Genomic DNA, 25,809 nt, shown 5'->3' with positions numbered 1-25,809 from the left:
AACGCGATGGCGGCGTGACAGACTCCTATAATGAGTCCAGACGCCGCCACAGCCGTTCGCCCCGTTTCCGCCGTCGCGCCCTATCTGGGTGTCGCATCCTCCCTCAGCGGCCGGGTCTGGCGTGAGCGCCTGGCATCGGCGAGCATATGCCCGGAAACCTTACGCGACATCACGCACCGGCTGGCGCTGATGAAGGTCGCGGACCCCGGCTTTATTGAACCGATTGCGCGCTTTATCGCCGGCCGCGGCATAACGCCCGACGGCCTCGAACACTTTATATATCCCACCCTCAAATCGCTGTTTCCCGACCCATCGTCCTTCATGGATATGGACAAGGCGGTCGCCGCCATGCTCGACGCCCTGGAATCCAAGGCGAAGATCAGTGTCTTTGCCGATTATGATGTCGATGGCGCGACCAGCGCCGCCCAACTGGTACGCTGGTTCCGCCATATGGGGCACGATCTGAATGTCTATGTCCCCGATCGCGTGACCGAAGGCTACGGCCCATCCAACGCTGCTTTCGACAGCCTGAAACGTCAGGGCGCCGACCTGGTCATTACGGTCGATTGCGGCGCCATGGCCCACCGCGCGCTCGACCACGCCGCCGATATCGGCCTTTCGGTCGTCGTCATCGACCACCATCTGATGCGCGAAGATCCGCCCCATGCCCTGGCGGTCGTCAACCCCAACCGGCCGGGCTGCACCTCGGCCCAGGGCAATCTGGCGGCGGCGGGTGTGATCTTTGTCGTCTTGGCCGCGCTGAACCGTGACGCCGAAAAGCGCGGCCTGTTCAAGGACCGTGTGCGTCCGGATCTGAAGCAATGGCTCGATCTCTCGGCACTGGGCGCCATCTGCGATGTCACCGCCCTGACTGGCTTCAACCGCGCCCTGACGGCGCAGGGACTGAAAGTCATGTCGCAACGGCGCAATCCGGGTATCAAGGCCCTGATGGAGGTGGCTGGATCTACCGACGCCGCCAGCCTGATGAGCACGTTTCACTCGGGCTTCGTCATCGGTCCGCGGATCAATGCCGGTGGGCGGGTAGGGCGCTCGGATCTCGGCGTGCGGCTGCTGTCGACCGACGATGCCGAGGAAGCGGGTTCCCTGGCGCAGGAACTGGACGAACTGAACCGCCTGCGCCGCGACGTCGAGGCGCAGGTCCTGGAGCAGGCCGTCAAGGTCGCCGAGACCCAGGGGTTGTGGCCCAGCGACGACGCGGTCATCGTCATCGCCCACGAAGACTGGCATCCCGGCGTCATCGGTATCGTGGCGGGACGATTGCGTGAACGCTGGCATCGGCCCGTCATTATTGTAGGTATCGATCCGATCAGCGGCATGGGTAAGGGTTCCGGTCGTTCCCAGGCCGGCGTCAATCTGGGTGAAGCCGTGGGGGCAGCTTTCGAATCGGGCCTGCTACTGTCCGGCGGCGGTCACGCCATGGCGGCCGGGCTCAGCGTAGAACGTGAACGAATCGGCGAACTGCGTCGCTTCATCAACGACTATGTCCATGCGCATGTCAGTGAGGCAGACCAGACCGACGCCATCCTGATCGACGCGGCCATCAGCCTGCGGGCTGCATCACGCGCCCTATTCAACAGCTTCGAACTGCTGGCGCCCTTCGGTCAGGGCAATCCGGAACCGATTCTGGCCTTTACCGACGTCCGCATCGGTTATGCCCAGGTCATGAAGGGGGGGCATATACGCTGTGAGATCACCGACGAAAGCGGCACCAAGCTGAAGGGCATTATATGGCGCGCCGAAGGCACGCCGGTCGGCGACGCTTTGCTGCGCCCGGCGGGTCGTGTGCATGTTTTGGGGCGCCTGAAAGGCGATGATTATATGGGTCGCAATGGAATTCAACTCGAAATAGAGGACATTGCGCAGGCCTTGTAACGGACCTGTGAAAAACTTCAAAATAGCGCTTGCGTCCCGAAATCATAACGGCTAACTAGCGCACCTCTTGACGCGGTCCCTTCGTCTATCGGTTAGGACGTCAGGTTTTCAACCTGAAGAGAGGGGTTCGACTCCCCTAGGGACTGCCACAAGACCGCCGACCTTTCCTTCCCAAATTGTGGTATTTTTAAGCTGGACAGACAGGTCCGGCAAAGTTATCCACATGTTTGTTTGGTATGATAGCGGTCTCACCCCATAATTCACGCAAGAATCTACTCGCTATAAGTGAGTTATTGCCGTAAAATTCGCAATTAGTGCGAAATATCTCTCTTTTTCAGTGCCAAGTTGAGATATCCGTGTTATGGTAGCGTATGTCACTTGAGTTTCATGCGGCATGGTGAGGATAGATGAGTTTGTTTGATTATAATAACAAAAACGAAGCCGACGAGTTAGTAACGATCTCAGGTCATGTTAAATGGTTTGATGCTGCTAAAGGTTACGGTTTTATCGTTCCCCAGGATTCCACGCTGACAAGTATGCGGGACGTCCTGCTTCACATCTCCAGTCTTCGCGACCTCGGCCGTGATAGCGCTCATGAAGGCGCAAAGATCACGTGCAAGATCGCTAAGCGTTCCAAAGGCTGGCAAGTTATCGAAATCGATCAACTGGAACAGGCCGCGGAAACGCCGCACGTTCACGCGCGCAGCGACAGCGCCGTTCAGGCCCGGTCCAGTCGTAGCCTGCCGGAAGGCATGCGCGTCGGCGACCTCGAAACGGCGACGATCAAGTGGTTCAACCGCACCAAAGGCTACGGCTTTGTGGTCCGCGGCAATGATCCCACGGATATTTTCATTCACATTGAGACCCTCCGCCGCTACGGCCTTGAGGATGTTCAACAGGGCGACACCATCATGGTTCGCTTTGGTGAAGGCCCCAAAGGACTGGTGGTTACGGAAGTGCATCCCAAAGCCCTGGTCTAGAGCGCCGGAAGACTTATCCGGACACGCATAAAAAGCGCGGGCAGGCCACTGTCCGCGCTTTTTGCCGTCTTTTTTGCCTTGAAAACGCCACTGCGGGCCGCCATTGTCCGGACTTCGGGCACATGATGGGGTTATAGCCGATGTTGAAATCCATAACCGTTCTGGCGGCGATCACCGCGGTAACCCTCAGCACGGCGGCCTGCGCGGCGCCGCAGTCGGCAACGGTGCCGATTCCTGCCGAATGTCTGAACATGAATCTGGCGCCCTATTCGGCGCCCGAAAATCTCGACATCGCAGCGGCCGGCAAGAAAGTGCATTTTTCGGTCGAGATCGCGTCGAATTACAATACGCGTGAACAGGGCCTGATGTGTCGGCCGGCCCTGGCGGACAGCCAGGGCATGTTGTTCGAATTCCAGGACCTGGACGAGCGTACCTTCTGGATGAAGGACACGCTGATTGGCCTCGACATCATCTATATCGCGCCGGATGGCCATATCGTATCGATTCAAAAGAACGCCAAACCGCTCGATCGTACGCCGCTGCCGTCCTATGGTGCGGCCAACGGTGTTCTGGAAGTCCGCGCGGGCCTCAGCGATGAATTGGGTTTGAAGCCTGGCGATGAGGTTATCCACCCGTTTTTTCAATAACTTCGCGGGCGCGGCAATAAAAAGCGCTTTGGTTTGAATTTTCGTCAAGCTGGGGCTTGCGGTGTCAGGACGAAAGTGGCAATAAGCGCGCCTCTCAAGTTTCGGCTGAGGGTTCGGGGTGTAGCGCAGCCTGGTAGCGCAGCTGTTTTGGGTGCAGCAGGTCGGAGGTTCGAATCCTCTCGCCCCGACCAGCTCGACGATCTTGGCGTAATGTCCGTGATCGTGGAGAGGGAAAAAAATAAGTGTCGGGGCGTAGCGCGGCTTTGGTTGTGCGTTTTGCTTCGGGGCAGAAGGACCAAGGTTCGAAACGCGGCATGTGCGTTAGCGCATGACAAGTTCGGCGGAGCGCAGCGGAGCCAATCCTCTCGCCAGCGCTGTAAGTTTAGTGTCGGGGCGTAGCGCAGCCTGGTGGTGCGTAGGCTTCGGGCGTAGAGGACCAAGGTTCGAAACGCGGCATGTGCGTTAGCACATGACAAGTTCGGTGGAGCGCAGCGGAGCCAATCCTCTCGCAGCGCTGTAAGTTTAGTGTCGGGGCGTAGCGCAGCCTGGTAGCGCGCCTGCTTCGGGAGCAGGAGGCCGGAGGTTCGAATCCTCTCGCCCCGACCATTTAAAAAGGACGGCCCCACTTTCGGGGCCGTCCTTTTTAAATGTCTGGGTCGAGGCGGCTGAGAACCTCCTGGTTCGAAACGAGCGCGGTTGCATCGCAACCCGCGAGTTCGGCGGAGCGTAGCGAAGCCCGGAGACCCGAAAGGGCGACGGACGCCGAAGGCGCCCCGAAGGGGTAAGCCGCGTACAGCGCGGCGCATCTATCCTCTCGCCCCGCGGTGCACAGACCTGCTTCTCTCTCAATCCGCTCGCCGCTTGTTGCACGGACTTATTGCATATGCGTCGGATTTTGTAGTAACGCTTTTCAGGTTGAATACGCCGGATTCTCAGGCGGTTCTGACGGAGACGGCCATGTTCGCGCGCATTTTCAAACCTTCCAAGACCTCCATGCAATCGGGTCGCGCCAAGACCCATGAATGGATCATGGAATTCGAGCCGAAATCCGCTCGCACGCCGGATCCGCTCATGGGTTGGTCGTCGTCGGCCGATACGGACGCCCAAGTGCGCCTGACGTTTGAGACGCGCGACCAGGCCATGGCCTATGCTGAACATCACGGCATTCCATTCCGCCTGATTGAGCCTGAATTGCCGCCGAAGATCATCAAGACCTATGCCGACAATTTCGCTTTCACGCGCAGACAAAGCTGGACGCATTAATCCGCCTTTTCCAGAGGCTCCGTAGCTCAACTGGATAGAGCATCCGCCTTCTAAGCGGACGGTTACAGGTTCGAGCCCTGTCGGAGTCGCCACGGCGGCTGTTAAGCTTTCGTAGATGAATATTCCCTAAAACTGAATTACGCCGCGCCCGTTACAACGGGTGTGTCCAGCGTTGCCTGACCCCATTCCGCCCAGGAGCCATCGTAAAGTATGGCCTGGGTATGGCCAACTTCATCCAGGGCCATACTTATGATCGCGGCGGTCACACCGGAGCCGCACGACGTCACGACCGTGGTCTGTCGATCGATCCCAAAACCCGCAAACAGGGCTGCCAGTTCGTCGCGTGGCTTGAGCGCACCGTCACGGATCAGGTCGCCGAACGGCAGGCTGCGGCTGCCCGGCATGTGGCCCGATCGCAGGCCGGCGCGCGGCTCCGGCGCCGTGCCTTCAAAGCGTGCCCCCGACCGCGCGTCCAGAACCAGATAACGATCAAGGCCCGCCCTTAAGTCCTCGCGCGATATGATCTTGCCGGCCTGGAAATCCGGTATGTAGACACTCTCGACCACGAGCGGGACCACGGCTTCGACCGGTAATCCGGCGGCTTTCCACGCTGGCAGGCCGCCGCTCAGGACCTGGACATTCCGATGCCCCATGAGCCTGAAAGTCCACCAGGCGCGCGCGGCCGAAAACAGACCCTGGCGATCATAGACGACGACGCGATCCCCGGCCGAGATGCCGAGTCCGCCCATGGCCAAGGCAAATTGTTGCGGCGACGGCGCCATATGGGGCAGGGGCGTACTGTGATCGCTGATTGCCTCGATGTCGAAGAACTGCGCGCCCGGAATATGTTCCGCCAGATAGAGGGCGCGCATGTCCGTCCCGTCGAGCGCCCAACTGGCATCGACAATCTTGACTGCCGGTTCAAGACTGCTGTCGAGCACCTTCACCGCCTGCTGCCCGATCAGGGCGTTCAGTTCAGTCGCCGTAATTTGCGTCGTCATCGCTAGTGTCTCCACGTGATTTATAGGCGGTCAGTGCCCGATCGCGCGCAAAGGCGTGATCGACGATCGGCCGGGGATAGGTCTCCGTATCGCCCAGAAATCGGCGCTGGTAGAGTCCGTCCGGATCAAATTTTTCGGCCTGGGTGATGGGGTTGAAAATGCGAAAATACGGGGCGGCGTCGGCGCCGCTTCCGGCGACCCATTGCCAGTTGCCCGGGTTGCTGGCCGGGTCGGCGTCGACCAGGCAATCCCAGAACCATTGCTCGCCGCGCCGCCAGTCGATCAAAAGGTGTTTGATCAGGAAGGACGCCGTAACCATGCGGACGCGATTGTGCATGAAGCCGGTCTGCCACAGCTGACGCATGCCGGCGTCGACCAGCGGATAGCCGGTCTCGCCGCGCGTCCAGGCCTTGAAATCCGCATCGGCGTCGCGCCACGGAAAGCCGTCAAAGTCGGCGCGAAAATTGCGCCTGTGCAGGTCGGGTTGCTGGTGCAGGATATTGTAATTGAACTCTCGCCAGATCAGTTCGGCACGAAACTTGGCAGCGTCCGCCGCCAATTGCGGACGATTGGCCACGGCCTTGTCGAGTTCCAGCAGAATCCGTTTCGGGCTGATCTCGCCAAAGCGCAGATGCGCTGACAGGAAGGAGGTGACATGGCGATCCGGACGATCGCGACCATCGGCATAGTCCGCCAGGCCATGACCGAGGAAGCGACGCAGGGCTTTTCGGGCGCCGCGCTCGCCGGGCGTGAAGATGGCAAAGCCCTGGGCCCAGTCGTTGCCGCTGGGCGTGAGGGTCGCGTCCAGCCCCAACCCGTCAATGCCATCATTGTCGGGCCATGCGACCGGCGACGGCCACGAATCAGTTGATAGGCCTGGCAGGGAATCAACGTCGGCCAATCCGGCGGCCTGAAGTGCACGACTGAACGGTGTGAAGACGCGGAAAGGCTTATCTTCTTTGGTTTTTACCGAACCCGGCCGGCTTAGATAACCCGTATTGAAGCGCTTCAGCTCCGCACCGACATCGCCCAACGCTGCACCGAGCCGATCGTCGAACTCCTCGGTCACTGGGTCAAATGTATGCGAGCAAATGACTGTTTTGGCGGATGTTTCCTGGACCAGTGAGGCCAAAACCACCTGGGTGGCACCACGCATAACAATCAATCTTGAATTCAGCTTGCGCAACTCTTCGTCCAGGACATGAAGAGAGCGGTGCAGCCACCACCGCGATGCGGCGCCCAGGGGACGCGTCAACGGTACCTCGTCCCATATAAAGACAGGCAAAACCGGCCTTTGTGTGGCAAGCGCCGCAGCAACGCCGGCATGATCATGCAGGCGCAGGTCGAAACGGAACCACAGGATGACCGGCGACAGGCCGGGCTCGACATTTTCGCCCATGTTCACAATAAAGTTGTTAAAAAATCTTGCTTGACCCAAACGTCTTGGGCACAAGGGGTAGCATGGACGCCCGGTCTCCGACACCCTTAAGCTGCTGTATTATCGCCAAGAATGAGGCCGATCGTATCGGCGACTGCATTCGTGCGGTGGCAGGTCTGGTCGACGAAATCGTGGTGATCGACAGCGGATCGACCGACGGCACCATCGAGGTAGCCCAGGGTCTGGGCGCGCGCGTCATCCACCACGACTGGCCGGGCTACGGTCCGCAGAAGCGGTTCAGCGAAGAGGCGGCAACCCATGACTGGTTGCTCAATCTCGACGCCGATGAGGTGGTAACCCCTGAACTGTGCGACGAGATCCGTGCCTTGATGCAGTCGGGTCCGAAGCTGAACGCCTATCGGTTCCGCATCCGCAATGTTTATCCGCATAAACCCAAGCCGCGTCTTTGGGCCGATTTTCATAACTATGTCCGGCTCTATGACCGCCGTGTCGTGCGCTTCCGCGAAAGTCTGGTTCACGACACGGTCGATACCAGGGACGAGACCGTCGGTCAGTTGCAGGGATCGGTCACCCATTTTTCGGCACGGTCGTACGAGCATATCCGCCAGAAGCTCGACTCCTACACCAACCTGCAGGCCAAGGTGCTGAACAAGCCGACCTGGTCGATCTGGGCGCGCCTGCCGTTCGAATACCCGATGGTGTATCTGCGCTACTATCTCATGCGCTGCCATTTTACCGGCGGATGGGACGGCATCTATACCAGCCATCTGGCGGCCGAGGCGCGCGTCAAACGACTCCTCAAGATTTTGGCGGCACAAAAAGCCGCTCGTGAAAGCTAAGGCCATGTCCGATACCAAGGTCTCTTTCTGGCAGGATATGGCGTGGCGCCTGGAGGCCATGATCTTCGATGCGGCGGTCGGTTTTCTGCGCCTGTTCCCGGTCGATGTCGCATCCGACCTGGGCGCCGGCTTGCTGAAAACACTGGGGCCGATCTCATCCGTCCAAAAGGTCGTAAAGACCAATCTCGACCTGGCCTTTCCGGATAAGGACGAGGCGTGGAAGACGCAGGTCTCGAAGGCGCAATGGGACAATCTCGGGCGCACCTTCGCCGAGATCGCCATGATGGACCGCATCACAATCGCCAATGGCCGCATCGTTGTCGACCATATCGAGCGGCTGCAGGAGATCGCAGCTTCGGGTCAGCCGGTCGTCTTTATCTCCGGCCACTTCGCCAACTGGGAGATCATGCCGGCGACGATCGTCGAGGCCGGGGTGATTTGCCAGATGACCTATCGCGCGGCCAACAACCCCTATGTCGATGCGCGCTGGCGCAAGGCGCGTGCACGCTACGGCACGCGGCTGTTCGCACCCAAGGGCGGGGACGGCGCCAAGGAACTACTTATCGGTATGGCCCGCGGAGAATCGGCGGCCTTGATGAACGACCAGAAGTTCAACCGCGGCGTATCCACGCCCTTCTTCGGCCATGCGGTCGATACGGCGCCCGGCCCGACGCGCCTTGCCCTGCGCTTCGGCACGGTGTTGCAGCCGATGACGGTCGAGCGTACGCAAAAGGCGCGGTTTCGTGTTCTCGTCCACGACCCGATCGAAGTTGAAAAAACTGGCCACAAGGCGGACGATATCGACGCCACCGTGGCCAAGATCAGCCGCTTCGTCGAAGATGCCGTGCGCAAGAGGCCGCAGGAATGGTTCTGGGTGCATAAGCGCTGGCCCAACGAGGTCTATAAGAACCCGCGCGGTTAATGCAGACTCACAAAAAGTGAAGCTGCACGGCTAGGCTTTTGCGCTATGTCAGCATAGGCTGCTGTGTCAAGGATTCTCACCGGCCCATGTGGAAACAGGTACTTCAAAGGCGCAAACTCAGCCTGCTTATTGGCGGGCTTATCGGTGCTTTTTTGGCGCTCGCCTTTATCTACCTGCAAAACGATATTCATCGTAATTACCTCGATCCCAAGATACCGTTCCAGATCTATCACCCGCCGGCAGAGCCCGACTATGCCAAGGCCGACGCCTGGTACCTTAACCCAGCTATCGCCAAATATTATGCCGACCCTCGCAAGGTCGACGTCTTCTTTATCCATGCCACCAGTTTCGACGGCGGCAAGGACTGGCTGGGTTCCACGGACAGCAACGCTATCTCCGCAGAGGTGCACCGCGTGCAACTGCCGAACTATGCTGCGCCATTCGCCGTCATGGGCAATATCTACGCGCCGCGCTACCGCCAGGCCAGCCTCTATACGCAGTTGACGTTGCGCGACGAAGCTCTCGAAGCGCGGCAATTCGCCTATCGTGATGTCGAGGCGGCGTTTCGCACCTTCTTGCGCCAACGCAAGGGGGGGCGAGGGTTTGTCATGGTCGGGGTCGAGCAGGGTGGGGTGATGGCGGAACGCCTGCTGCGAGACGTGGTCAACAGTGACCCAGACCTGAAGTCACAACTGGTCGCGGCCTATCTGCTGGAAACCCTGGCGCCGGAAAGCCAGTTTGGAAACCCCAGCGCGATCACCCCTGCCTGCATGTCGCGCACCCAGATCGGCTGCGTCACCGCCTATATCTCGGTCGAAGCCGGCCGGCCGGATCAGGCGCTGCAGATGTTGCAAAAGGCCGTCTACTGGGATGGCGATGTGCTGAACGCCATTGGGTCGCAAAAGGCAGTGTGCGTCAATCCGTTGCTGGGTGCCGCACTGGCGGATGAGGCCGATGCCAAGCGCTCGCTGGGCGCCACCAACGCCACAGGACTGGAATGGGGCACCGAGCCGCCACTGATGACGCGCAAGGTTTCGGCGCGTTGCCTCGGCGGATTGCTGTTCGTCGACAAACCGCAGTCGCCGTCCTTTAAGGATACCGGCACCTGGGAACAGAAGCGAAAGGTTAATGCCTACAATCTGTTCTATGGCGATCTTGAGGCCGATATGCAGACGCGCTGGCAGGCATTCCAGGCCCAGAGTCAGACCGAACCGAGCAAATCTTAGCCGCCTGCCAAACCTATTTAGAAATGATATTCCGTGAGAGACGAGAGAGTTCGGCCTAGTCCGTCGTACATAGGTCTCATAGTCCGCATATAAAAGCCAGTCCTCCACCGCATGCGGCTAGGGTATGCACATATCTGCTTGGTTTGAGTGACTGAACGACCGAAGGCCCCCACCACCACCCTTCGCCAAAGCTGCGCTACGCTTCGCAATGTCTCGGGCGGTCCCCCGCCCCGCTCACGGGGCGGTATAAGTATTTGTTTTTCTTATACTCCACCGCCACGCGGGGGAGCGGGGCGCCCCGTGGCGCGGCGCTCGCGCGTCTTCGGCGTGTAAGCCGTGACGGTGGGGGGCCTTAGCTACTGCGTAAACATGGCTTCGGATTTTAGCGTCAAAGCCCCGACATCTTACGCGCAATCTTATTGAGTTTACTTGCCTTTTTGAGATGTGTGAATCGCCTAGCCGCATGCGGGGGAGGTGGCGCGGAGCGCCGGAGGGGGCACTTCCGCACCTTCGCGCGGCGTTGACGCCGCCCACAAATACACGATCATGCGTCAAGACGTCTTCAATTATGGCTGGGCTCCCCCCTCCGTCGGCTTCGCCGCCACCTCCCCCGCAAGCGGTGGAGGACTGGCTTTATTTGGCCTGACGAACCCAGCACGACGTATGAGTTTCGTGAGCAAAATAACTCCTAATCCTGTTTGTCGGCCTGATCCGGGCGCCAGTCGAAGAGCTGTTTCAAAACCTCTATCGCCTTGCGTCGTGGCTCGGGCAAGGCGTCGCCCTGCTGCAGGATATAGACGGCATCGCGCGCGGCGGTGGCGATCAGGGCTGTATGGCGCGTTGGATCGACAAAGCGATAGTCGGGAAAGCCCGACTGCTTGGCGCCCAGGATGTCGCCTTCACCACGCAGCTGCCAGTCCATCTCGGCGATCTTGAACCCGTCTTCGGTATCGCGCAGCAGTTCCAGCCGCGCCTTGGCCGTCGCCGATAACGGCATGTCATACAAAAGGATGCAGGCGCTTTTTGCCGCACCCCGGCCAACACGGCCGCGTAGCTGGTGCAGTTGCGCCAGGCCAAAGCGCTCAGCCTGTTCGATGATGATGATCGAGGCGGTCGGCACGTCGATCCCGACCTCGACCACCGTTGTGGCGCACAGGACGCGCAGTTCGCCCGACGCAAAACGCGTCACGACAGCGTCCTTCATTTCGGATGGCATGCGTCCGTGAACCAGACCGATTTCGATACCCAGGGCCTCGATCAGTTCGACATGGCGCTTTTCAGCGGCGATCAGGTCGGATTCGGCCGTGTCTTCGACCAGAGGACATATCCAGTAGGCTTGGGAACCCGAATCGAGCGCCGCTTTCAGTCGCGCCATGACGTCATGCAGACGGGCGCGCGGCACCACGGCGGTGTGGATCGGCTGGCGGCCGGCGGGCTTTTCATCGAGAATGCTGAGATCGGCCTCGCCATATTGCGTCAGGGCCAGGGTGCGCGGAATGGGTGTCGCGGACATCGACAGATAATGGACAGCGTCGCCCTTGGAAAACAGGCGCTGCCGCTGACCGACGCCGAAGCGGTGCTGCTCGTCGATGACGGCCAGTTGCAGGCTGTGGAAATCGACGCCTTCCTGGAAGACGGCGTGTGTGCCGAAAATCATCGTGGCTTCACCGGCCGCCACGGCGGCGCGTTTGCGCTCGCGGCCTGCGCCCTTGTCACGACCCGTCATCAACATGGAAGAAATACCGAGAGAGTCCAGAACAGGTTGGCTTTTTTCGAAATGCTGGCGCGCCAGGATTTCGGTCGGCGCCATCATGACGCTCTGTTGCCCATCCTCGGCCAGGTCGATCATGGCCAGCAACGCAACCAGGGTCTTGCCGGCGCCGACATCCCCCTGGATCAGCCTGTTCATTCGGTGGCCTGATTTGAGGTCGCCGCGGATATCGGCGATCGCGCGCACCTGGGCATGGGTGAGACCGAAGGGCAGGGTGGCCAGGGCGCGATCGGCCCATTCGTGGCGGTCGACGATGCGAGCCGGTGTGTTCTGGCGGAATTGCTTGCGCGCCTTCAACGCCAACTGATGCGCCAGGGCTTCGTCATAGGCCAGGCGCTGGCGTGGCTTGGCGTCGGCATCGAGGTCCATCTCGCTTTGCGGATTGTGCGCCGACTCCAGGGCCGCATGAAAAGACGGCCATAGGTGTTTGACGACAATGGCTTCGTCGTGCCATTCGGGTAACGGCGGCAGGGCCTGGACCGCGCCCAGGGCCAGCTTGCGCAGGGTACGCGAACCCAGGTCGAGCGTTGCCGGATAAACGGGCTCGCAGGCCGGAATTTCCGCCGCCCGCGCTTCTTCGACGATGTAGTCGGGATGCGCCATTTGCAGATTGTGATTGAAGCTTTCCAGCTTGCCGCTGATCAGCCGTCGCGAGCCGACCGGGTGCTGGTTCTCAAAACCGCGAATACGATGGAAATAGGTCAGGCTCAGACGATTGGGCCCATCGAAGGTCTCGATTCGCTGTGGCCCCTTGGGCGGCGCCGGCGGGTAACCGCCGATCGTCACGGCGATGGTCTGGACTTCTCCGACCCGGGCATTGACCAGAGCTACCAAGGGCCGCTTGATGACGCCCGTCGGCAGGAAAAAGGCCAGGTCGCGGACATGGGTTCCCACGTGCTGAGACAGGATCGGCGCCAATTTCGGCCCGACACCTTTCAAGCTGGTGACAGGGGCATAGTAGGGAAACAAAATTTCTGGTCGCATGGGCTTATCAAGCACCAAAAATGCTTTATGAGAAGGGCCCTTCACTCGCCAGCCTGGGGACGACCATTATGAGCGATCACGAGGCGCGCCTGAAAAAGTTGTCCTTCCGTGCCTGGCGGCGCGGTTTCAAGGAGGCTGACATCATTCTGGGCCACTTTGCGGATGAGCGACTGAGCACAATGAGCGACGCGGACCTGGACTGTTTCGAAGTGCTGCTGGAGGTGCCCGATCAGGACCTTTATGGCTGGATCATCGAGCGCGATCCGACGCCTGAGCCCTTCAACACCGAAATCATGAAGCAGCTCAACCAGTTCTATAAAACAGCTTATAAACACATACAGTGATGGCAAATCCAGTGACGACCGGGCTTTCCGACATAACCGGCCCTGCTTCCGCCCTGACCCTGAGCGGTTGCCCGGAAGGCTATGAAAGCCTGGTGGCGGCCGATCTGGTAAAGGCGGATGGCGTCAGCGTCTATATCGCCCGCGATTTCGGCCGCATGAATGCCGTCGCCGAAGCTCTGCGCTTTTTCGCGCCTGATCTGGATATCCTGACCTTCCCGGCGTGGGACTGCCTGCCCTACGACCGGATGAGCCCGACCCCCGGTATTGTTGCACAACGCATGTACGCCCTGTCGCGCCTGTCGGCCTATAAGGCCAAGGCACCGGCAAAGCCCGTACTGCTGCTGACGACGGCTTCGGCCACGGCCCAGCGCGTGCCACCCTTGACCGTTATCAGCGAAGGCCGGCTGAGCTTGAAACCCGGCGCGTCGATCGATATCGCCGAACTCGACGCCTATTTTGTCAATCACGGCTATACACGTGTTTCGACCGTGGCCGAACGCGGTGAGTTCGCCGTACGCGGCGGCTTGCTCGACGTGTTTTCACCATCCGGCACCGAGCCGGTGCGTCTCGACTTCTTCGGCGACAGTCTCGAATCGATTCGCACCTTCGATCCCGAAACCCAGCGCTCGCTGAAACAGATTCAGTCGCTCGACTTTACCGCCGTGTCGGAAATTCGGATGGATCCGGACAGCATCCGGCGTTTCCGCCAAGGCTATCTGGAGACGTTCGGGGCCGCCGGCGACGATCCGCTCTATGCCGCCCTGTCGTCCGGTATCCGCCGCCAGGGCATCGAGCATATGTTGCCGCTGTTCTACGACCATCTCGACAGCCTTTTCGACTATCTGGCGCCGCGCAGCCTGATCATGATGGACGCCTTGGCCGACAACGCCTTTGCGGAACGCGCGGCAACCGTCGAGGATGCCTTTGCCCTGCGCGCCGCGGCGATGAAGGATAAGGGGGGATCCGCCTATCGCGCCCTGTCGCCCAAACGTCTCTATCTTGATGATGCGCAATGGGCCCAGGCCCTGGCCGCCCAGCGCGTGCGCCGCTTCGAGCCTTTCGAAAAGGAAGGCAATGATGCCATAGACCTGGGCGGACGGCCGGGGCGTAACTTCGCCGAAGCGCGGCGTCTCGACAGCGTCAACCTGTTCACCACGGTTGCCGATCACGCCCAGACCCTGGCCAAACGGGGCAAACGCGTCATCTTCGCCTCATGGACCGACGGCTCGTCCGACCGGCTGGGCGTCATGCTGGCCGACCATGGCCTGGGCAATCTGAAGCTGGCGCCCTCCTGGGCCGAGGCGCAGAGCTACGGCGTGGCCGGAACCAAGGTCAAGCCTATCCAGCGCGCCGTCCTGCCGCTCGATCACGGCTTCGAAACCGAATCCCTGGCGGTGATTTCCGAAACCGATATCCTGGGTGACCGGCTGGCGCGGCCGCGCAAACGCCGGCGGGCGCAGAACTTCCTCGCCGAAGCCTCGTCCCTGACGCCAGGCGATCTGGTCGTCCATATTGAGCACGGAATCGGGCGCTATGAGGGACTGAAGACGCTCAGCGTCAACGACGCGCCGCACGACTGTCTGGAACTGCACTACGGCAATGATGCCAAGCTGTATCTGCCGGTGGAAAATATCGACCTGCTGACGCGTTACGGCGCCGATAGCGACAGCGCACAGTTGGACCGGCTGGGATCGGCCAACTGGCAGGCCCGCAAGGCGAAGGCGAAACAGAAGCTGCGCGAAATGGCCGACGGCCTGATCAAGCTGGCGGCCGCGCGCGCCCTGCGCGAAGGCGTTCAGATCGATCCTCCTGCCGGGCTGTACGATGAGTTCTGCGCCCAGTTTCCTTATGAGGAGACGGACGACCAGCTCAATGCCATCCAGGATGTGCTCGAGGACCTGGCCAAGGGGCAGCCGATGGATCGCCTGATCTGCGGCGATGTCGGCTTCGGCAAGACGGAAGTGGCCCTGCGCGCTGCCTTCGTCGTTGCCATGTCCGGCCAGCAGGTCGCCATTGTCTGCCCGACGACCTTGCTGGCGCGCCAGCATTTCAAGACCTTCAGCCAGCGCTTCCAGGGATGGCCAATCCGCATTCGGCAGTTGTCACGCATGGTGGCACGCAAGGAAGCCGATGAGACCCGCGAGGGGCTGAAAAAAGGTGAGATCGAGGTCATCATCGGCACCCATGCCCTGTTGTCGGAGCAGGTCGGCTTCAAGGATCTGGGTCTGGTGATCGTCGATGAAGAACAGCATTTCGGCGTCAAGCATAAGGAAAAGCTGAAAACTTTCCGCGCCGACGTCCATATGCTGGCCCTGTCGGCCACGCCGATTCCGCGCACCCTGCAGATGGCCCTTTCCGGAATTCGCGATATGTCGATCATCGCGACGCCCCCGGTCGATCGCATCGCCGTTCGTACCTATGTGCTGCCCTACGACCCCGTAGCGTTGCGCGAAGCCCTGCTGCGTGAAAAATACCGTGGCGGCCAGGCCTATTACGTCGTGCCACGGCTTAGCGATCTGCCGGATGTGGCTGATTTCCTTCGTGTTCAGGTACCGGAGATCAGGTTCGTTATCGGCCATGGCCAGTTGGCGCCGACCGCCCTGGAAGACGTCATGACAGCCTTTTACGAAGGGCAGTATGACGTCCTGCTGTCGACCACCATCGTCGAGTCGGGTCTCGATGTCCCAACCGCCAATACCCTGATCGTCCACCGCGCCGATATGTTCGGCCTGGCGCAGCTGTATCAGATCCGTGGTCGGGTCGGCCGGTCGAAGACACGTGCCTTTGCCTACCTGACGACGCCGCAGCACAAGACCCTAAGCGTTGCCTCAGAAAAACGGCTGAAGGTCCTGCAATCTTTGGATAATCTGGGCGCCGGTTTCCAGTTGGCCAGCCACGACCTCGACATTCGTGGCGGCGGCAACCTGCTGGGCCACGAACAATCGGGCCATATTCGCGAGATCGGCGTCGAGCTGTACCAACAGATGTTGGAGGATGCCGTTGCCGAACTGCGCCAGAAATCGCAGGAAAACCTTTCCGATCATCGCAGTTGGTCGCCACAGATCAATGCCGGCGCCGCCGTCATGCTGCCGGAAAGCTATATCTCCGATCTCAACATTCGCCTCGCCCTGTATCGCCGCGTTTCCGAGGCCGAAAAGCTGGCCGATCGTGAAGCCCTGGCGTCGGAACTGATCGACCGTTTCGGTCCTATACCGGAAGAGGCTGAGCAGTTGCTGAAAGTCGTCGGAATCAAGGGCTTGTGCCGCGAAGCCAATGTCGCCAAGCTGGATATCGGGCCGAAAGGTGCGGTCGTCACTTTCCGCAATGACAGTTTCAACAACCCGATGGGGCTGATCAAGCTGATCCAGGGGCGGCCGAATGACTGGAGACTGCGACCAGACCAGAAGTTGATGGTCAAGGGCGAATGGCCCGACGCAGCGCATCGCCTGGCGGCCGCCGAATATATCATGAAGGATCTGGCGCGACTGGCAGCTGCGGGTTAAATCATCACGGCAATAATGTCAGCAGCAAGGTCTCCCTCCTCCCTGTGCGCAGCATGGGGAGGTGTCGGCGCAGCCGACGGAGGGGCCAATTTATAGAAGCGATCAAACTTTTCGAGCTTGGGACGCCCAAATGGACATTCCCATATATCGAAGGGCCTGAGAAAACTTCCCCTTAGGCCAATACCCCTCCGTCGGCTTCGCCGCCACCTCCCCATGCTTCGCACAGGGAGGAGGGTGATAGCGCTCAGGAACCACTCCTATGGGTAATCAAACAGCTTGGCGGTCACTGTTGCTCACCGCGTCGGCGGCGCGCATCAGGACGTCGGCAGCCGGTTCGCCATCGCGCATTTCCGCTGTGCCGACATCGAATTCAACGACGAAGGGCGGGCGGCCATGTCCCGAATCAAATGCCGTGCAGCCGATCACAGCCGAGATGCGTTCACCGACATTGCGCGCCGATTGTAGCGACGTGGCGGGCAGGGCCAGGGCGAATACGTCGTTGGACAGGCGCCCACCCGTGTCTTCGGCGCGGACCAGGCGCGCGATCATCGAGCCGATTTGCGGCACGGCGCGGTCGAACATGCGCTTTTGCCGGGCGCGCGTAATGTCGGGTGTTTCGGCGATCTTGAGCACGCATATGCTCAGCGAGCGTTGCCGTTCGCTGGCTGCCCGCGCCAGCCGCGCCAGGTGCGACGCGAACAGGTCGCGGCCGAACAGGCCCGTGCCCTTGTCCATCTGCGAATCGTGGCGCATCCCTTCGAGAGTCTTGCGGATGGTCATATGACGGCGATGAATGCGCGCCAATCTGATCAGCCGGTCGGCAATTTCCCCAATGGTAGCCTGGGGATTGGCGATATCGCTGGCGCCGCGCATAAAGGCGTCGCCCAGATCAAGTTCGACCGTCTGGCTGAGGCGGAGCAAAACCGGGGTGTGATAAAGCCGGGTATTGCGTCGCATGCCCGAAGCGATCGATAAAGCTTCGGACGGCTGGCCGGCGCCCCACAGCAGGACGGCGTCGAAGCTCTTGTCGTGCAGATAGTCGAAGGCGCTGTAGCTCGAAAGGGCGGCGATGACCTCGATATCCTGGGCTTTAAGGACATGGCTGAGTGCGAGAAACTCCGGATCGGGCTGACCGATCGAGAGGATGCTCAAAGGAGGTTGATTTTGCACAAGCTTATCAAGGCTTTGCATATCGCTTTTGAAAGTCAGGCAGCGACTGTCATATTCTTCCTCAGCGACGCAAGCGCGTACCATATGTTCGACACAGAGGGCGATCTGCTGCGGGTGGGCGTCTTTTGTGAACACCATGTCCCAGCCGGCCGGCACAACATAGTTGTCGTCATGGCGCATCATGATCGCGGGAATGCGGCGCGGCCATGCGGCGGCGCGCAGCTCTTCGACCAGGGTGGGCCAGGCGGCCTGGCAGGTTTCATCGACCAGGACGGCCTCGATGCCCAGGTCAGACAAGGCGGCACAGGCCGAATCGAGCGCAGTGGAAGCGAGGGTCCGGACACCCAGTCGATCCAGGTCGCGACTCAGTCCTTGCAGCCAGCCGTCGTCACGGCTCAACAGCAACAGACGCGCGTGTAGGGCCAAACTGTACGCTCCTATGACCAAAAACCGATTCTCTGTCTTAAGATGGAACCGTAAACAGACTTGTAACACTTGTGCGGCGGATTTCAAAGCGCCACGCGGTCTCGATGCTTTCAACAGAGACAAGCAAGTAATTGTTCTGATTGCAGAAATGTGGCACATCGATCTGTGCCATGGGGTCGTCGGCAAGCAAAATAACCACCGTATCGGCCGGTGCATCAGCCATAAAACGACGCAATTTGAGTGTAGGGACCGGACAGTGATGGCCTCGGGCGTCGATGACGATAGGTTTCATAGCCGAATCCTGACATGTTTCGGATGCGTTTTGGAGCGAAAAAGTGCGTGCTTGGCTTGGGTTTTGGGTGGTATTGGGCTTGTCGGGAGCCACTGTCGCGGCGTCGGCGCAGACCCACGCCGAATTTCATGCCAGGTTGAAGGTCGCGGGCTTCGTGACACTTGTCGATCTGCGTCAGTCGGGCGCAAAAATGCGCGTCGATGTCAACAACCAGACCTATATTACCGACCGCGACAAGGGCATTCTGATCAGCCTGACGACGAATGGTCCCTCCAAGATCGCCCTGGTCTTTCCGCTGGATCGTGGCGACGCCATAGTGCCGCTGCCGCTGGATCTGTCGGTCATGACGGCCAGTGCGGTCGTCAAGCCGGTCGGCGCATCGTTGGTCGGTGGCAAGTCGTGCCGCTTGATGGAATTTTCGGGCTATCTGAACCAGTCAGGCATGATCTGCGTCAACAGCGACAATGTCATCCTGCAGATGACCAAACAGGGGCGTAACGAGCCACTGTTTCAGGTCACCGACCTGACCATGGGGCCGCAGGACGCGCAATGGTTTCGCACGCCTCCCGACTACCAGGTGGCGGTCGTGCCTGGCATCGGCGGAGCGTCTGCGCCACAAACGGCGCTGCCCGATATGAGCCAGCCCATGCCCGGCAACAGCCCGCCGCTCAAATCACAAGGGCACTGAAGCGCACCGTCAGGAAGTCGATCAGCACGCGCAGGCGGCGGCTGACGGCGCTGCCGTTGGGCAACAGCATGGTCACCGGTGTATGCCCCCAATCCTGCTCGGTCAGGACAGCTTCAAGTTCGCCCGATTGAAGGCCGGCGCCGACGACATAGACCGGCATCAGGGTGAGGCCCATGCCCGCATGCGCTGCCGCCAACAGCATGGCGGCGCTGTTGGAACGGAAGCGTGGCCGGATATGTAGCGCCTTTGATTCGCCGTCGGCTTCGTAGCGCCAGATTTCCTGCGTGTTGACGCTGTTATAATGGACGATATCGTGCTGTTCGAGGTCCTGGGGCTTCAGAATAGGCGGGTGGCGCTCCAGATAGTCCGGACTGGCCACGACCATGCGACGCGAGCGGCAGAGCAGGCGCTGGATCAGGCTCGAGTCGGGGAGGCGGCCCAGACGTACAGCCAGATCGTAGCCTTCATTGGCAATATCGACCTTGTCGTCGCTGAAATCGACTTCGAGATCGATCTTGGGATAGAGGACGGCGAACTCGGCCAGAACAGGCGCCAGATACTGGCTGCCGAAAAAGATTGGGCCCGTAATGCGCAGTCGGCCGGAAACATCGGTCAGGGCGCCGGACAGGTTTTCGGCGGCGCATTCCAGTTGCTGAATGGCGGCGCGGGCCTCGTCGTAATAGGATTGCCCGGCTTCGGTCAGGTGCGTGCCGCGTGCCGTGCGTTGCAGGAGTTGCGCAGACAAGGTGGCCTCAAGACGGGCAACCCGGCGCGAGACGATGGACTTCGACGAGTCGAGGCGCTGCGCCGCGCGTATGAAGCTACCGGTCTCGGCCACCAGGAAGAAGGCCTGAAGATCGTCGAAATCGATCCTAGACTGTTCCATTTCGTGCAACTCCGTAATGCGCGCTGGCGCTCTACCGGAAACCATCTTAACGCACTATATGATTGCAGCAAGAGGTACTACCCTCATTCCGCTGAGGTCTTTCCATGTTTATGGCTCCGCAACCCCAGGCTCACCGTGCACGACGCATTACGCGTCTGCTGCGCGCTCTGCCTGTTTCCGTCGGACCGGATATGCGGCTTAACCGCATTATCGGTACCGAGACTCTGCTGCAGATAGATCCTTTCCTGCAACTCGACGAAGTGCGCGCCGACAAGGCCCATCGTCCGTTGCCGGCGTTTCCGCCCCAGCCTTTGCGTGGCTTCGATATCCTGACCTATATGACGGCCGGGTGGGTTCACCATGTCAACAGCCGCGGCGTTGCAAATGATATTGGTCCCTCCCAGGCGCAATGGGTCACCGCGGGCAAGGGCGTCATACAGTCCGAAACACCGATCGCCGACAACGGTCACCTTCATGGATTTCAACTGTGGCTGAACCTGCCCGAAGCCGAAAAGGATCGCGAACCCGAACTGCGCAGGATACCTGCCGAGGACATTCCGGCGATGATCTTTGCGACGGGTGAAATCCGTTTGCTGGCCGGGCGCTATCGTGGGCTGATGGGGCCAGTTTCCACGGCGTCGCAGCCGTTTATCGCCGACGTCGTTCTGAACAACGAAGGCGATATCGCCTTGGCGATTCCTGAGGATCATCAGGGCTTTATCTATGTTTATGAAGGTGGTGTCGCCGTCGAGCAGACCCTGGTCAATCCAGGCCAGATCGGTGTGCTGGACGTGGGCACCGTATTGAACCTGACGGCCGGCGCCTATGGTGCGCGCGTCTTGGTGGCCACGGCCAGACCGTTGAATGAGCCGATCGTCCGCCATGGTCCGTTTATCATGACCAGCCAGCAGGCGATCAAGGCGGCGTTTGACGACTACCGCAACGGCCTGTTCGGGTCGTTGTAAGCTGTTATCGCGATGGCCAGTTGTGGCTGTCGCGAAGAAGCCGCGCCGTTTCCCCTCCCGGTGGCGCGGCTTCCCATTTTTTTTCAATTGGTTAAGGGTTGAAGCTCAGGTCTTGGCCAAGGCTTTTATGTGGGCGGCATGGGCCTTGATCAGGGCCTGGGTCGAGGTGTCGGTATTGAACACGCTGTACCAACCCTGGGGCTCATGCGGCGGGTCACCAACATAGGCGGTTTCACCGCGCAACATATGGTGATCGGCGTGCAGGGCGCGGCCAGCGCCGCCCCAGGCCCAGAAGTTGGAACCGGCGCACGGTGTGTCACTCTTGATGGCGTCTTCGACCGCGGCGTAGATCAGGCCATAGAACTTGTCCTTGTAGGTGGTCGGCGTGCCCGGATCGTAGACGACATTGTCGCGCGGGAAGCCGAATTCCTCGAAAACCAACGGCTTGTCGAGGCTGCGCGCGATACGGATATGGGCCTGGATATAATCCTGGACCTTGGCCGCGCCGGCATCGAACGTGCCACCCAGATCCTTGGGGTCGACCCAGCTCCAGTTTTGCGGCCAGATATGCGCCGTCAGATAATCTATGTGTTCATGGGCCTTTACAACGATATCTTCATGCCCGTTGGCACCCATCAGTCCTTCGTGGCCCAATGACACCAGGTGATTGCCGTCCAGTGAACGGATCAGGGCGGCAGTATCGTTGATCCAGCCGTAATAGTCGGGCGCGTTCTTCAGCACGGCCGCATCGCTGCCGCCCGGGCGGGGTTCGTTGGATAACTGCCACGCCATGATGGCCGTATCGTCCTTATAGACCTGCCCGGTGATCGAATTTGTGCGTTCGACCAGCATCTTGACGTAGTCGTAATAGGCCTGTTTAGCGGCGCCGCTGCTGTAGAACTGGGCTGAGAAATCGGCAAATTGCGGCCATGGATGGGCCGGGTCGCCCATATTGATGTAATTACCGCCGTTGGTCCAATACTGGTAGGTGACCATGCCGCCCGACCATTCCCAGAAGTTGGTCAGGTACAGGACGGCCTTCATATCGCGCTTGCCCATTTCGGCCAACAGGAAGTCGAGACCGGTCAGCAGTTGCGTATTGTAATCGCCGGGTTTGTTGGAAAAGGCCGGGTCGAGTGAATTGATCAGCGGTGACAGTTCGGACGAGCCCAGGACGCGCAGATTGGCGACGCCCAGGGCCTTCAGGTCATCCAGTTCCTTGACCAGGCGGGCGCGGTCGCCAAAGGCCGCTGTAGCGCCGAGATAGGCGCCGTACCAGATATTGGCACCGACATAGCGATAGGTTTCGCCGTTGAGCTTAAAGTGGATGCCTTCGCGGGAGACGAATCCTGATTTGGGGGCCGACTCGGCGTCTGGTGCGGTACCGGTCTTTAGGGCGGGCAGGGCGCAACCGGCCAGCCCGGCGGCTATGGTGCCTAGCGCTGTACCGAGCGCCGTGCGGCGTGTGAAATCCGACATGATGTGATCTCCCTGTTTATATGCCTTTGGCTTTGGCTGGCAGCTAATCTAGGCGAGTCCGCGCATTAAATAAATACGAAATAATTATGTGAAGGCACACTGTTTTAAAGCTCATGCACCATACCGTTTAAATGGCGCTGTATATATTTGAAATTATTGAATTATATCACCCTGTTCTCGGTGTTTTCCGGCGTTGGAAAAGCCAAAAGGCGGTTTTTTAAAGTGTTACATAAATTCTAGCATTCCAGATATATAGAATAATACTGGCATGACTCAGTAGGGCGCGTAGGTACGGCCGGTCAAACCCGGGCAGACTTCAGGAGTTGCTTGAGATGATCCTTTAGATCAGGTGTGATATCGGACAGGCTGATATGGTTCACCTGCGCGTACAGCCCCCACAGCATGTTGAGGCTTATGTCCTTGGGATATTTGGCCTTCAGCAGGCAGTAGGTGGCGATAGCGCCATTGGCTTCCAAATCGGCTTGAGACGTAATGCCAACGGATTTCAGCCAGGCGGCCGATTTCGGCCCCAAGGCATTGGATTTTTTAGTTTTTGAAGCCTTTTTCGGCTTGGATCGCGCCACATCCCAGGCCTTCTGCGCCCAGGCGATCAGGGTATCGCCATCCTCCAGAACCTCATCCGGAATGCGCCATAAGCCATCGATTATCTTGATGTTTTTCTCACTACCCTTGGTGACGGTATAGGAAAACGGCTCGGATTGAGCGGCGACATAGTCGGGGCGGTTTGTCTCGTCGACCTTGAAATAGATGAGATCATCGACGATCAGAGCAAAGAAAAGGCCGTCACGCCACGCGCCCAGACCGCCGAACATGCGCTTGATCTCGATCCTGGCCCAGGGGGCGAGGAGCTCTTCGAGATAATGGGACGCAATCTTGGGCACGCAACGGATTCCTGTATGGAATCAAAACGTCGCAGGGAAATGTTGAGAAAGTGTTGTCAGCCGGGCGCCTAATCCAAAGCGATGACGTCCGTTCCCTTGATCAGCAGGGCATAGCCGTTCATACGCCTGTAGGGCTTGAGACGCTCTTCCTTGGCGAAACGCATCAGCATGCGGAAGATCCACGGCGCCGGCAGGTCGCGGCCAAGCGTGCGACCGACTTCGCCGATATAACGCATCTCGCCGATCTGCCAGCCCTGGGCAGCAAAGAAGCGCGGCCAATCGTTGTTATTATCACCGGCATCAAAACGGAACGGGGCATTGGCGGCCAGACGCTTTTTGATCGGGCCGCGCTGCGAGACATTTTTGAAAAACGGTGAAAAATAATCAGTAAGCCAATAGGTTATATGATCCTGCTGATGCAGATCCTGGGCTAGCTCCGCCACGGCCTCATTGGTCAGATATGGCACAACGCCTTCCGTCAGGACCAAAGCCTTGGTGCATCCCTGGTTCAGTTGCGCCAGCAGCGCTTTACGCGCCGTGTCGTCACTGAGGTCGCAGGCGATGCGTTGCAGGCGACAGCGCGGCTTATCGTCAGCAAGCGTCGCGTTCTTGTAGTCGATGACGTGGGAAAAATCGACTTCAATCCATTGAAAGTCTTCAGCTAAATCCAGGCGATAGGGGCGGGTGTCGAGGCCCGCGCCAAGATTGATGACGCAATCGACACCGCCGGCAATGGCCTCACGGATATAGGCGTCGATAATGTAGGTGCGCAAGGACATGGACCATGCCATGGCACGCTGGATCCCCATATGTCGGGCCAGTTTCTCACCGCGTGGGCCGACCAGCTTCATGGCCAGCGGATCGTGGAAAAGCGCGTCCTTACGCTTCGATTCGAGCGCGCGATAATAGGCAACCCAGAAGGCGGTGTCAGAGACGTGCTCGATCGATTCGGTCATTGTGACGCTGGCCTTCTCAGGTTCAGGATATGGTACAGGCCAAGGGCGAAAAAGGTCGCCAGGGCTATGCCGCCAAGGGAGAAGCCGCCGATATCGAGGCTGAGATTGCCGGCGCTGATCACTGCGGCGACGCCGACGACAATCAGATTTTTCGGATCGGTGAAGTCGACCTTGTTATCTACCCAGATGCGCCCGGCCGTCGAGGTAATCAAGCCGAAAACGACAAAGGACAGGCCGCCGATCAGCGGCAAGGGAATGGTTTGGATCAGGGCGCCGAACTTTGGCGACAGCCCCAGTAGAATAGCAAAAATGCCAGCCACAACAAAGGTTAAGGCGGAAAAGTTCTTGGTTATGGCCATGACGCCCATATTCTCGGCATAGGTGGTAACACCCGTTCCACCCAAGGCGCCGGCGAACATGGTGGCGATACCGTCCCCTAAGAAGGCGCGGCCCAGTTGCGGGTCGAGATCGCGTCCGGTCATGGCGGCGATGGCGCGGACATGGCCGAGGTTTTCCGCCACCAGGATAATGGCTACCGGGGCAATCAACAACATGGCATTGGGGTTGAAAACCGGTGTGGAAAAGTGCGGCAGGCCGATCCATGCGGCGTTGATAACACCCGTAAAATCAATGGGTTTGCCCATGGCGTTGAGATTGCACAGGGCGTAATAGGTAAGATAGGCCACGCCGCCGCCGATCAGGATGGGTAGACGCGACAGGAAGCGCGGCAGATAGACGGCGCTCAACGCCACCAGCAGGACGGTATACAGGCCAAACAGGACGGTAAATTGCGAGCCCTTGGCCTGATCGACCGCCACGGGCGCCAGGTTGAGACCGATGGTGGCCACAATGGCACCTGTCAGGACCGGCGGCATGACCTTTTCGATCCATTTATGGCCCAGCCAAATAACAATCAGGCCAATCAGGGCATAGACAGCGCCGGCGGCAATAATTCCGCCCAGAGCCAGGCCGATATTGGGGTTGGGGCCTGTGCCGCTATAGCCGGTGACGGCGATGATGGCAGCGATAAAGGAGAAGCTGGAGCCGAGATAACTCGGGATCTTGCCGCCGACGACAAAGAAAAACAGGATGGTCGCCAGGCCGGAAAAGAAGATGGTGGTGTTGGCATCGAAACCGATCAGCAGAGGACACAGGACGGTGCCTCCGAACATGGCGACGACGTGCTGCAGCCCGGCGATAAGGTTCTGGCCAACCGGCAGTCGGTCTTCGGGATATATAACCTTGGAGTTATGCGCCATTGTGAGCCCCTGGA

At 59.7% G+C, this 25,809-nt stretch carries 21 protein-coding genes and 4 tRNA genes; 15 read left to right on the top strand and 10 right to left on the bottom strand.

Going from position 1 to position 25,809, the window contains the following annotated elements; translation table 11 throughout:
- The first annotated feature begins 30 nt into the window (after positions 1-30).
- The 8 genes from recJ to AC1DXO_RS16375 all read left to right on the top strand — a co-directional run bounded on the left by recJ (position 31) and on the right by AC1DXO_RS16375 (position 4,875).
- Positions 31-1,893: a single-stranded-DNA-specific exonuclease RecJ gene (gene recJ / locus AC1DXO_RS16410; RefSeq protein WP_476979249.1), complete on the top strand. Its 1,863-nt coding sequence runs from the start codon at positions 31-33 to the stop codon at positions 1,891-1,893.
- Between the two features lie 74 nt (positions 1,894-1,967).
- Positions 1,968-2,042 (top strand) — tRNA-Glu (locus tag AC1DXO_RS16405).
- Between the two features lie 258 nt (positions 2,043-2,300).
- Positions 2,301-2,873, top strand: coding sequence for a cold-shock protein (locus AC1DXO_RS16400; RefSeq protein WP_476979248.1), 573 nt, complete (start codon positions 2,301-2,303; stop codon positions 2,871-2,873).
- A gap of 140 nt (positions 2,874-3,013) precedes the next feature.
- Positions 3,014-3,520 carry a DUF192 domain-containing protein gene (locus AC1DXO_RS16395; RefSeq protein ID WP_476979247.1) on the top strand — a complete coding sequence of 169 codons (507 nt, stop codon included), beginning with the start codon at positions 3,014-3,016 and terminating at the stop codon, positions 3,518-3,520.
- A gap of 114 nt (positions 3,521-3,634) precedes the next feature.
- Positions 3,635-3,711: transfer RNA gene (locus AC1DXO_RS16390), tRNA-Pro, on the top strand.
- Between the two features lie 338 nt (positions 3,712-4,049).
- Positions 4,050-4,126 (top strand) — tRNA-Pro (locus AC1DXO_RS16385).
- 351 nt (positions 4,127-4,477) lie between these two features.
- Positions 4,478-4,783, top strand: coding sequence for an ETC complex I subunit (locus AC1DXO_RS16380; protein ID WP_476979246.1), 306 nt, complete (start codon positions 4,478-4,480; stop codon positions 4,781-4,783).
- A 15-nt stretch (positions 4,784-4,798) separates the two neighbouring features.
- Positions 4,799-4,875: transfer RNA gene (locus AC1DXO_RS16375), tRNA-Arg, on the top strand.
- 45 nt (positions 4,876-4,920) lie between these two features.
- Here the strand turns inward: AC1DXO_RS16375 and sseA are convergent.
- Positions 4,921-5,784: a 3-mercaptopyruvate sulfurtransferase gene (sseA, locus tag AC1DXO_RS16370; RefSeq protein ID WP_476979245.1), complete on the bottom strand. Its 864-nt coding sequence runs from the start codon at positions 5,782-5,784 to the stop codon at positions 4,921-4,923.
- On the bottom strand, positions 5,759-7,183 hold the full coding sequence (locus tag AC1DXO_RS16365; protein ID WP_476979457.1) for a cryptochrome/photolyase family protein: 1,425 nt from the start codon (positions 7,181-7,183) through the stop codon (positions 5,759-5,761). Before AC1DXO_RS16365 ends, sseA begins: the two co-directional genes overlap by 26 nt.
- A 62-nt stretch (positions 7,184-7,245) precedes the next feature.
- Here AC1DXO_RS16365 and AC1DXO_RS16360 point away from each other — a divergent pair, with 62 nt between their 5' ends.
- From AC1DXO_RS16360 to AC1DXO_RS16350, 3 genes are all read left to right on the top strand, one after another.
- Entirely contained in the window at positions 7,246-8,022 is a 777-nt protein-coding gene (locus AC1DXO_RS16360; RefSeq protein ID WP_476979244.1) for a glycosyltransferase family 2 protein, read from the top strand.
- A gap of 4 nt (positions 8,023-8,026) precedes the next feature.
- The gene (locus AC1DXO_RS16355) at positions 8,027-8,944 is read left to right on the top strand and encodes a lysophospholipid acyltransferase family protein (protein WP_476979243.1); all 918 of its coding nucleotides are present in this window, start codon (positions 8,027-8,029) and stop codon (positions 8,942-8,944) included.
- 86 nt (positions 8,945-9,030) lie between these two features.
- Positions 9,031-10,170 carry a DUF3089 domain-containing protein gene (locus AC1DXO_RS16350; protein WP_476979242.1) on the top strand — a complete coding sequence of 380 codons (1,140 nt, stop codon included), beginning with the start codon at positions 9,031-9,033 and terminating at the stop codon, positions 10,168-10,170.
- Positions 10,171-10,858: 688 nt separating this feature from the next.
- On the opposite strand, the gene recG is transcribed toward AC1DXO_RS16350, so the two are convergent.
- Positions 10,859-12,925 (bottom strand): ATP-dependent DNA helicase RecG, encoded by a 2,067-nt coding sequence (recG, locus tag AC1DXO_RS16345; protein ID WP_476979241.1) that lies wholly within the window; start codon positions 12,923-12,925, stop codon positions 10,859-10,861.
- Positions 12,926-12,993: 68 nt separating this feature from the next.
- On the opposite strand from recG, the gene AC1DXO_RS16340 reads away from it, so the two are divergent.
- Together AC1DXO_RS16340 and mfd are read left to right on the top strand one after the other, a co-directional pair.
- Positions 12,994-13,269, top strand: a complete 276-nt coding sequence (locus AC1DXO_RS16340; RefSeq protein ID WP_476979240.1) for an FAD assembly factor SdhE — start codon at positions 12,994-12,996, stop codon at positions 13,267-13,269.
- 11 nt (positions 13,270-13,280) lie between these two features.
- Positions 13,281-16,772 carry a transcription-repair coupling factor gene (gene mfd / locus AC1DXO_RS16335; protein WP_476979239.1) on the top strand — a complete coding sequence of 1,164 codons (3,492 nt, stop codon included), beginning with the start codon at positions 13,281-13,283 and terminating at the stop codon, positions 16,770-16,772.
- 267 nt (positions 16,773-17,039) lie between these two features.
- Here mfd and AC1DXO_RS16330 read toward each other — a convergent pair whose 3' ends face one another.
- Positions 17,040-18,368 carry a GGDEF domain-containing protein gene (locus AC1DXO_RS16330; protein WP_476979238.1) on the bottom strand — a complete coding sequence of 443 codons (1,329 nt, stop codon included), beginning with the start codon at positions 18,366-18,368 and terminating at the stop codon, positions 17,040-17,042.
- Positions 18,369-18,405: 37 nt separating this feature from the next.
- Positions 18,406-18,660, bottom strand: coding sequence for a sulfurtransferase TusA family protein (locus tag AC1DXO_RS16325; RefSeq protein ID WP_476979237.1), 255 nt, complete (start codon positions 18,658-18,660; stop codon positions 18,406-18,408).
- 79 nt (positions 18,661-18,739) lie between these two features.
- Between AC1DXO_RS16325 and AC1DXO_RS16320 the strand changes: the two genes are divergently transcribed.
- Entirely contained in the window at positions 18,740-19,348 is a 609-nt protein-coding gene (locus tag AC1DXO_RS16320; protein WP_476979236.1) for a hypothetical protein, read from the top strand.
- On the opposite strand, the gene AC1DXO_RS16315 is transcribed toward AC1DXO_RS16320, so the two are convergent.
- Positions 19,329-20,234 (bottom strand): LysR family transcriptional regulator, encoded by a 906-nt coding sequence (locus AC1DXO_RS16315; RefSeq protein ID WP_476979235.1) that lies wholly within the window; start codon positions 20,232-20,234, stop codon positions 19,329-19,331. The genes AC1DXO_RS16320 and AC1DXO_RS16315 overlap by 20 nt on opposite strands.
- Positions 20,235-20,338: 104 nt before the next feature.
- On the opposite strand from AC1DXO_RS16315, the gene AC1DXO_RS16310 reads away from it, so the two are divergent.
- The gene (locus AC1DXO_RS16310) at positions 20,339-21,199 is read left to right on the top strand and encodes a pirin family protein (protein ID WP_476979234.1); all 861 of its coding nucleotides are present in this window, start codon (positions 20,339-20,341) and stop codon (positions 21,197-21,199) included.
- Positions 21,200-21,304: 105 nt separating this feature from the next.
- Here AC1DXO_RS16310 and AC1DXO_RS16305 read toward each other — a convergent pair whose 3' ends face one another.
- The 4 genes from AC1DXO_RS16305 to AC1DXO_RS16290 all read right to left on the bottom strand — a co-directional run bounded on the left by AC1DXO_RS16305 (position 21,305) and on the right by AC1DXO_RS16290 (position 25,795).
- Entirely contained in the window at positions 21,305-22,678 is a 1,374-nt protein-coding gene (locus tag AC1DXO_RS16305) for a glycoside hydrolase 5 family protein (RefSeq protein WP_476979233.1), read from the bottom strand.
- Between the two features lie 299 nt (positions 22,679-22,977).
- Positions 22,978-23,580: a TfoX/Sxy family protein gene (locus AC1DXO_RS16300; protein ID WP_476979232.1), complete on the bottom strand. Its 603-nt coding sequence runs from the start codon at positions 23,578-23,580 to the stop codon at positions 22,978-22,980.
- Between the two features lie 68 nt (positions 23,581-23,648).
- On the bottom strand, positions 23,649-24,536 hold the full coding sequence (locus AC1DXO_RS16295; protein ID WP_476979231.1) for a class I SAM-dependent methyltransferase: 888 nt from the start codon (positions 24,534-24,536) through the stop codon (positions 23,649-23,651).
- Entirely contained in the window at positions 24,533-25,795 is a 1,263-nt protein-coding gene (locus AC1DXO_RS16290; protein ID WP_476979230.1) for a solute carrier family 23 protein, read from the bottom strand. The genes AC1DXO_RS16295 and AC1DXO_RS16290 overlap by 4 nt, the downstream gene beginning before the upstream one ends.
- Positions 25,796-25,809: the final 14 nt, after the last annotated feature.

It is taken from the genome of Asticcacaulis sp. P2_C5, assembly GCF_056404555.1.
The sequence above is the reverse complement of the archived record's forward strand: the minus strand, read 5'-3'. Positions and strand labels throughout refer to the sequence as shown.

Excerpts from the sequence above, each read along its gene's own strand:
- AC1DXO_RS16325 (WP_476979237.1), bottom strand. The coding sequence starts at position 18,660 with ATGAAACCTATCGTCATCGACGCCCGAGGCCATCACTGTCCGGTCCCT.
- AC1DXO_RS16360 (WP_476979244.1), top strand. The coding sequence starts at position 7,246 with ATGGACGCCCGGTCTCCGACACCCTTAAGCTGCTGTATTATCGCCAAG.
- AC1DXO_RS16350 (WP_476979242.1), top strand. The coding sequence starts at position 9,031 with ATGTGGAAACAGGTACTTCAAAGGCGCAAACTCAGCCTGCTTATTGGC.
- AC1DXO_RS16340 (WP_476979240.1), top strand. The coding sequence starts at position 12,994 with ATGAGCGATCACGAGGCGCGCCTGAAAAAGTTGTCCTTCCGTGCCTGG.
- AC1DXO_RS16365 (WP_476979457.1), bottom strand. The coding sequence starts at position 7,183 with ATGGGCGAAAATGTCGAGCCCGGCCTGTCGCCGGTCATCCTGTGGTTC.
- AC1DXO_RS16380 (WP_476979246.1), top strand. The coding sequence starts at position 4,478 with ATGTTCGCGCGCATTTTCAAACCTTCCAAGACCTCCATGCAATCGGGT.
- AC1DXO_RS16315 (WP_476979235.1), bottom strand. The coding sequence starts at position 20,234 with ATGGAACAGTCTAGGATCGATTTCGACGATCTTCAGGCCTTCTTCCTG.
- AC1DXO_RS16400 (WP_476979248.1), top strand. The coding sequence starts at position 2,301 with ATGAGTTTGTTTGATTATAATAACAAAAACGAAGCCGACGAGTTAGTA.
- AC1DXO_RS16395 (WP_476979247.1), top strand. The coding sequence starts at position 3,014 with ATGTTGAAATCCATAACCGTTCTGGCGGCGATCACCGCGGTAACCCTC.
- recJ (WP_476979249.1), top strand. The coding sequence starts at position 31 with ATGAGTCCAGACGCCGCCACAGCCGTTCGCCCCGTTTCCGCCGTCGCG.
- sseA (WP_476979245.1), bottom strand. The coding sequence starts at position 5,784 with ATGACGACGCAAATTACGGCGACTGAACTGAACGCCCTGATCGGGCAG.
- AC1DXO_RS16305 (WP_476979233.1), bottom strand. The coding sequence starts at position 22,678 with ATGTCGGATTTCACACGCCGCACGGCGCTCGGTACAGCGCTAGGCACC.
- AC1DXO_RS16295 (WP_476979231.1), bottom strand. The coding sequence starts at position 24,536 with ATGACCGAATCGATCGAGCACGTCTCTGACACCGCCTTCTGGGTTGCC.
- AC1DXO_RS16355 (WP_476979243.1), top strand. The coding sequence starts at position 8,027 with ATGTCCGATACCAAGGTCTCTTTCTGGCAGGATATGGCGTGGCGCCTG.
- AC1DXO_RS16310 (WP_476979234.1), top strand. The coding sequence starts at position 20,339 with ATGTTTATGGCTCCGCAACCCCAGGCTCACCGTGCACGACGCATTACG.
- AC1DXO_RS16290 (WP_476979230.1), bottom strand. The coding sequence starts at position 25,795 with ATGGCGCATAACTCCAAGGTTATATATCCCGAAGACCGACTGCCGGTT.
- recG (WP_476979241.1), bottom strand. The coding sequence starts at position 12,925 with ATGCGACCAGAAATTTTGTTTCCCTACTATGCCCCTGTCACCAGCTTG.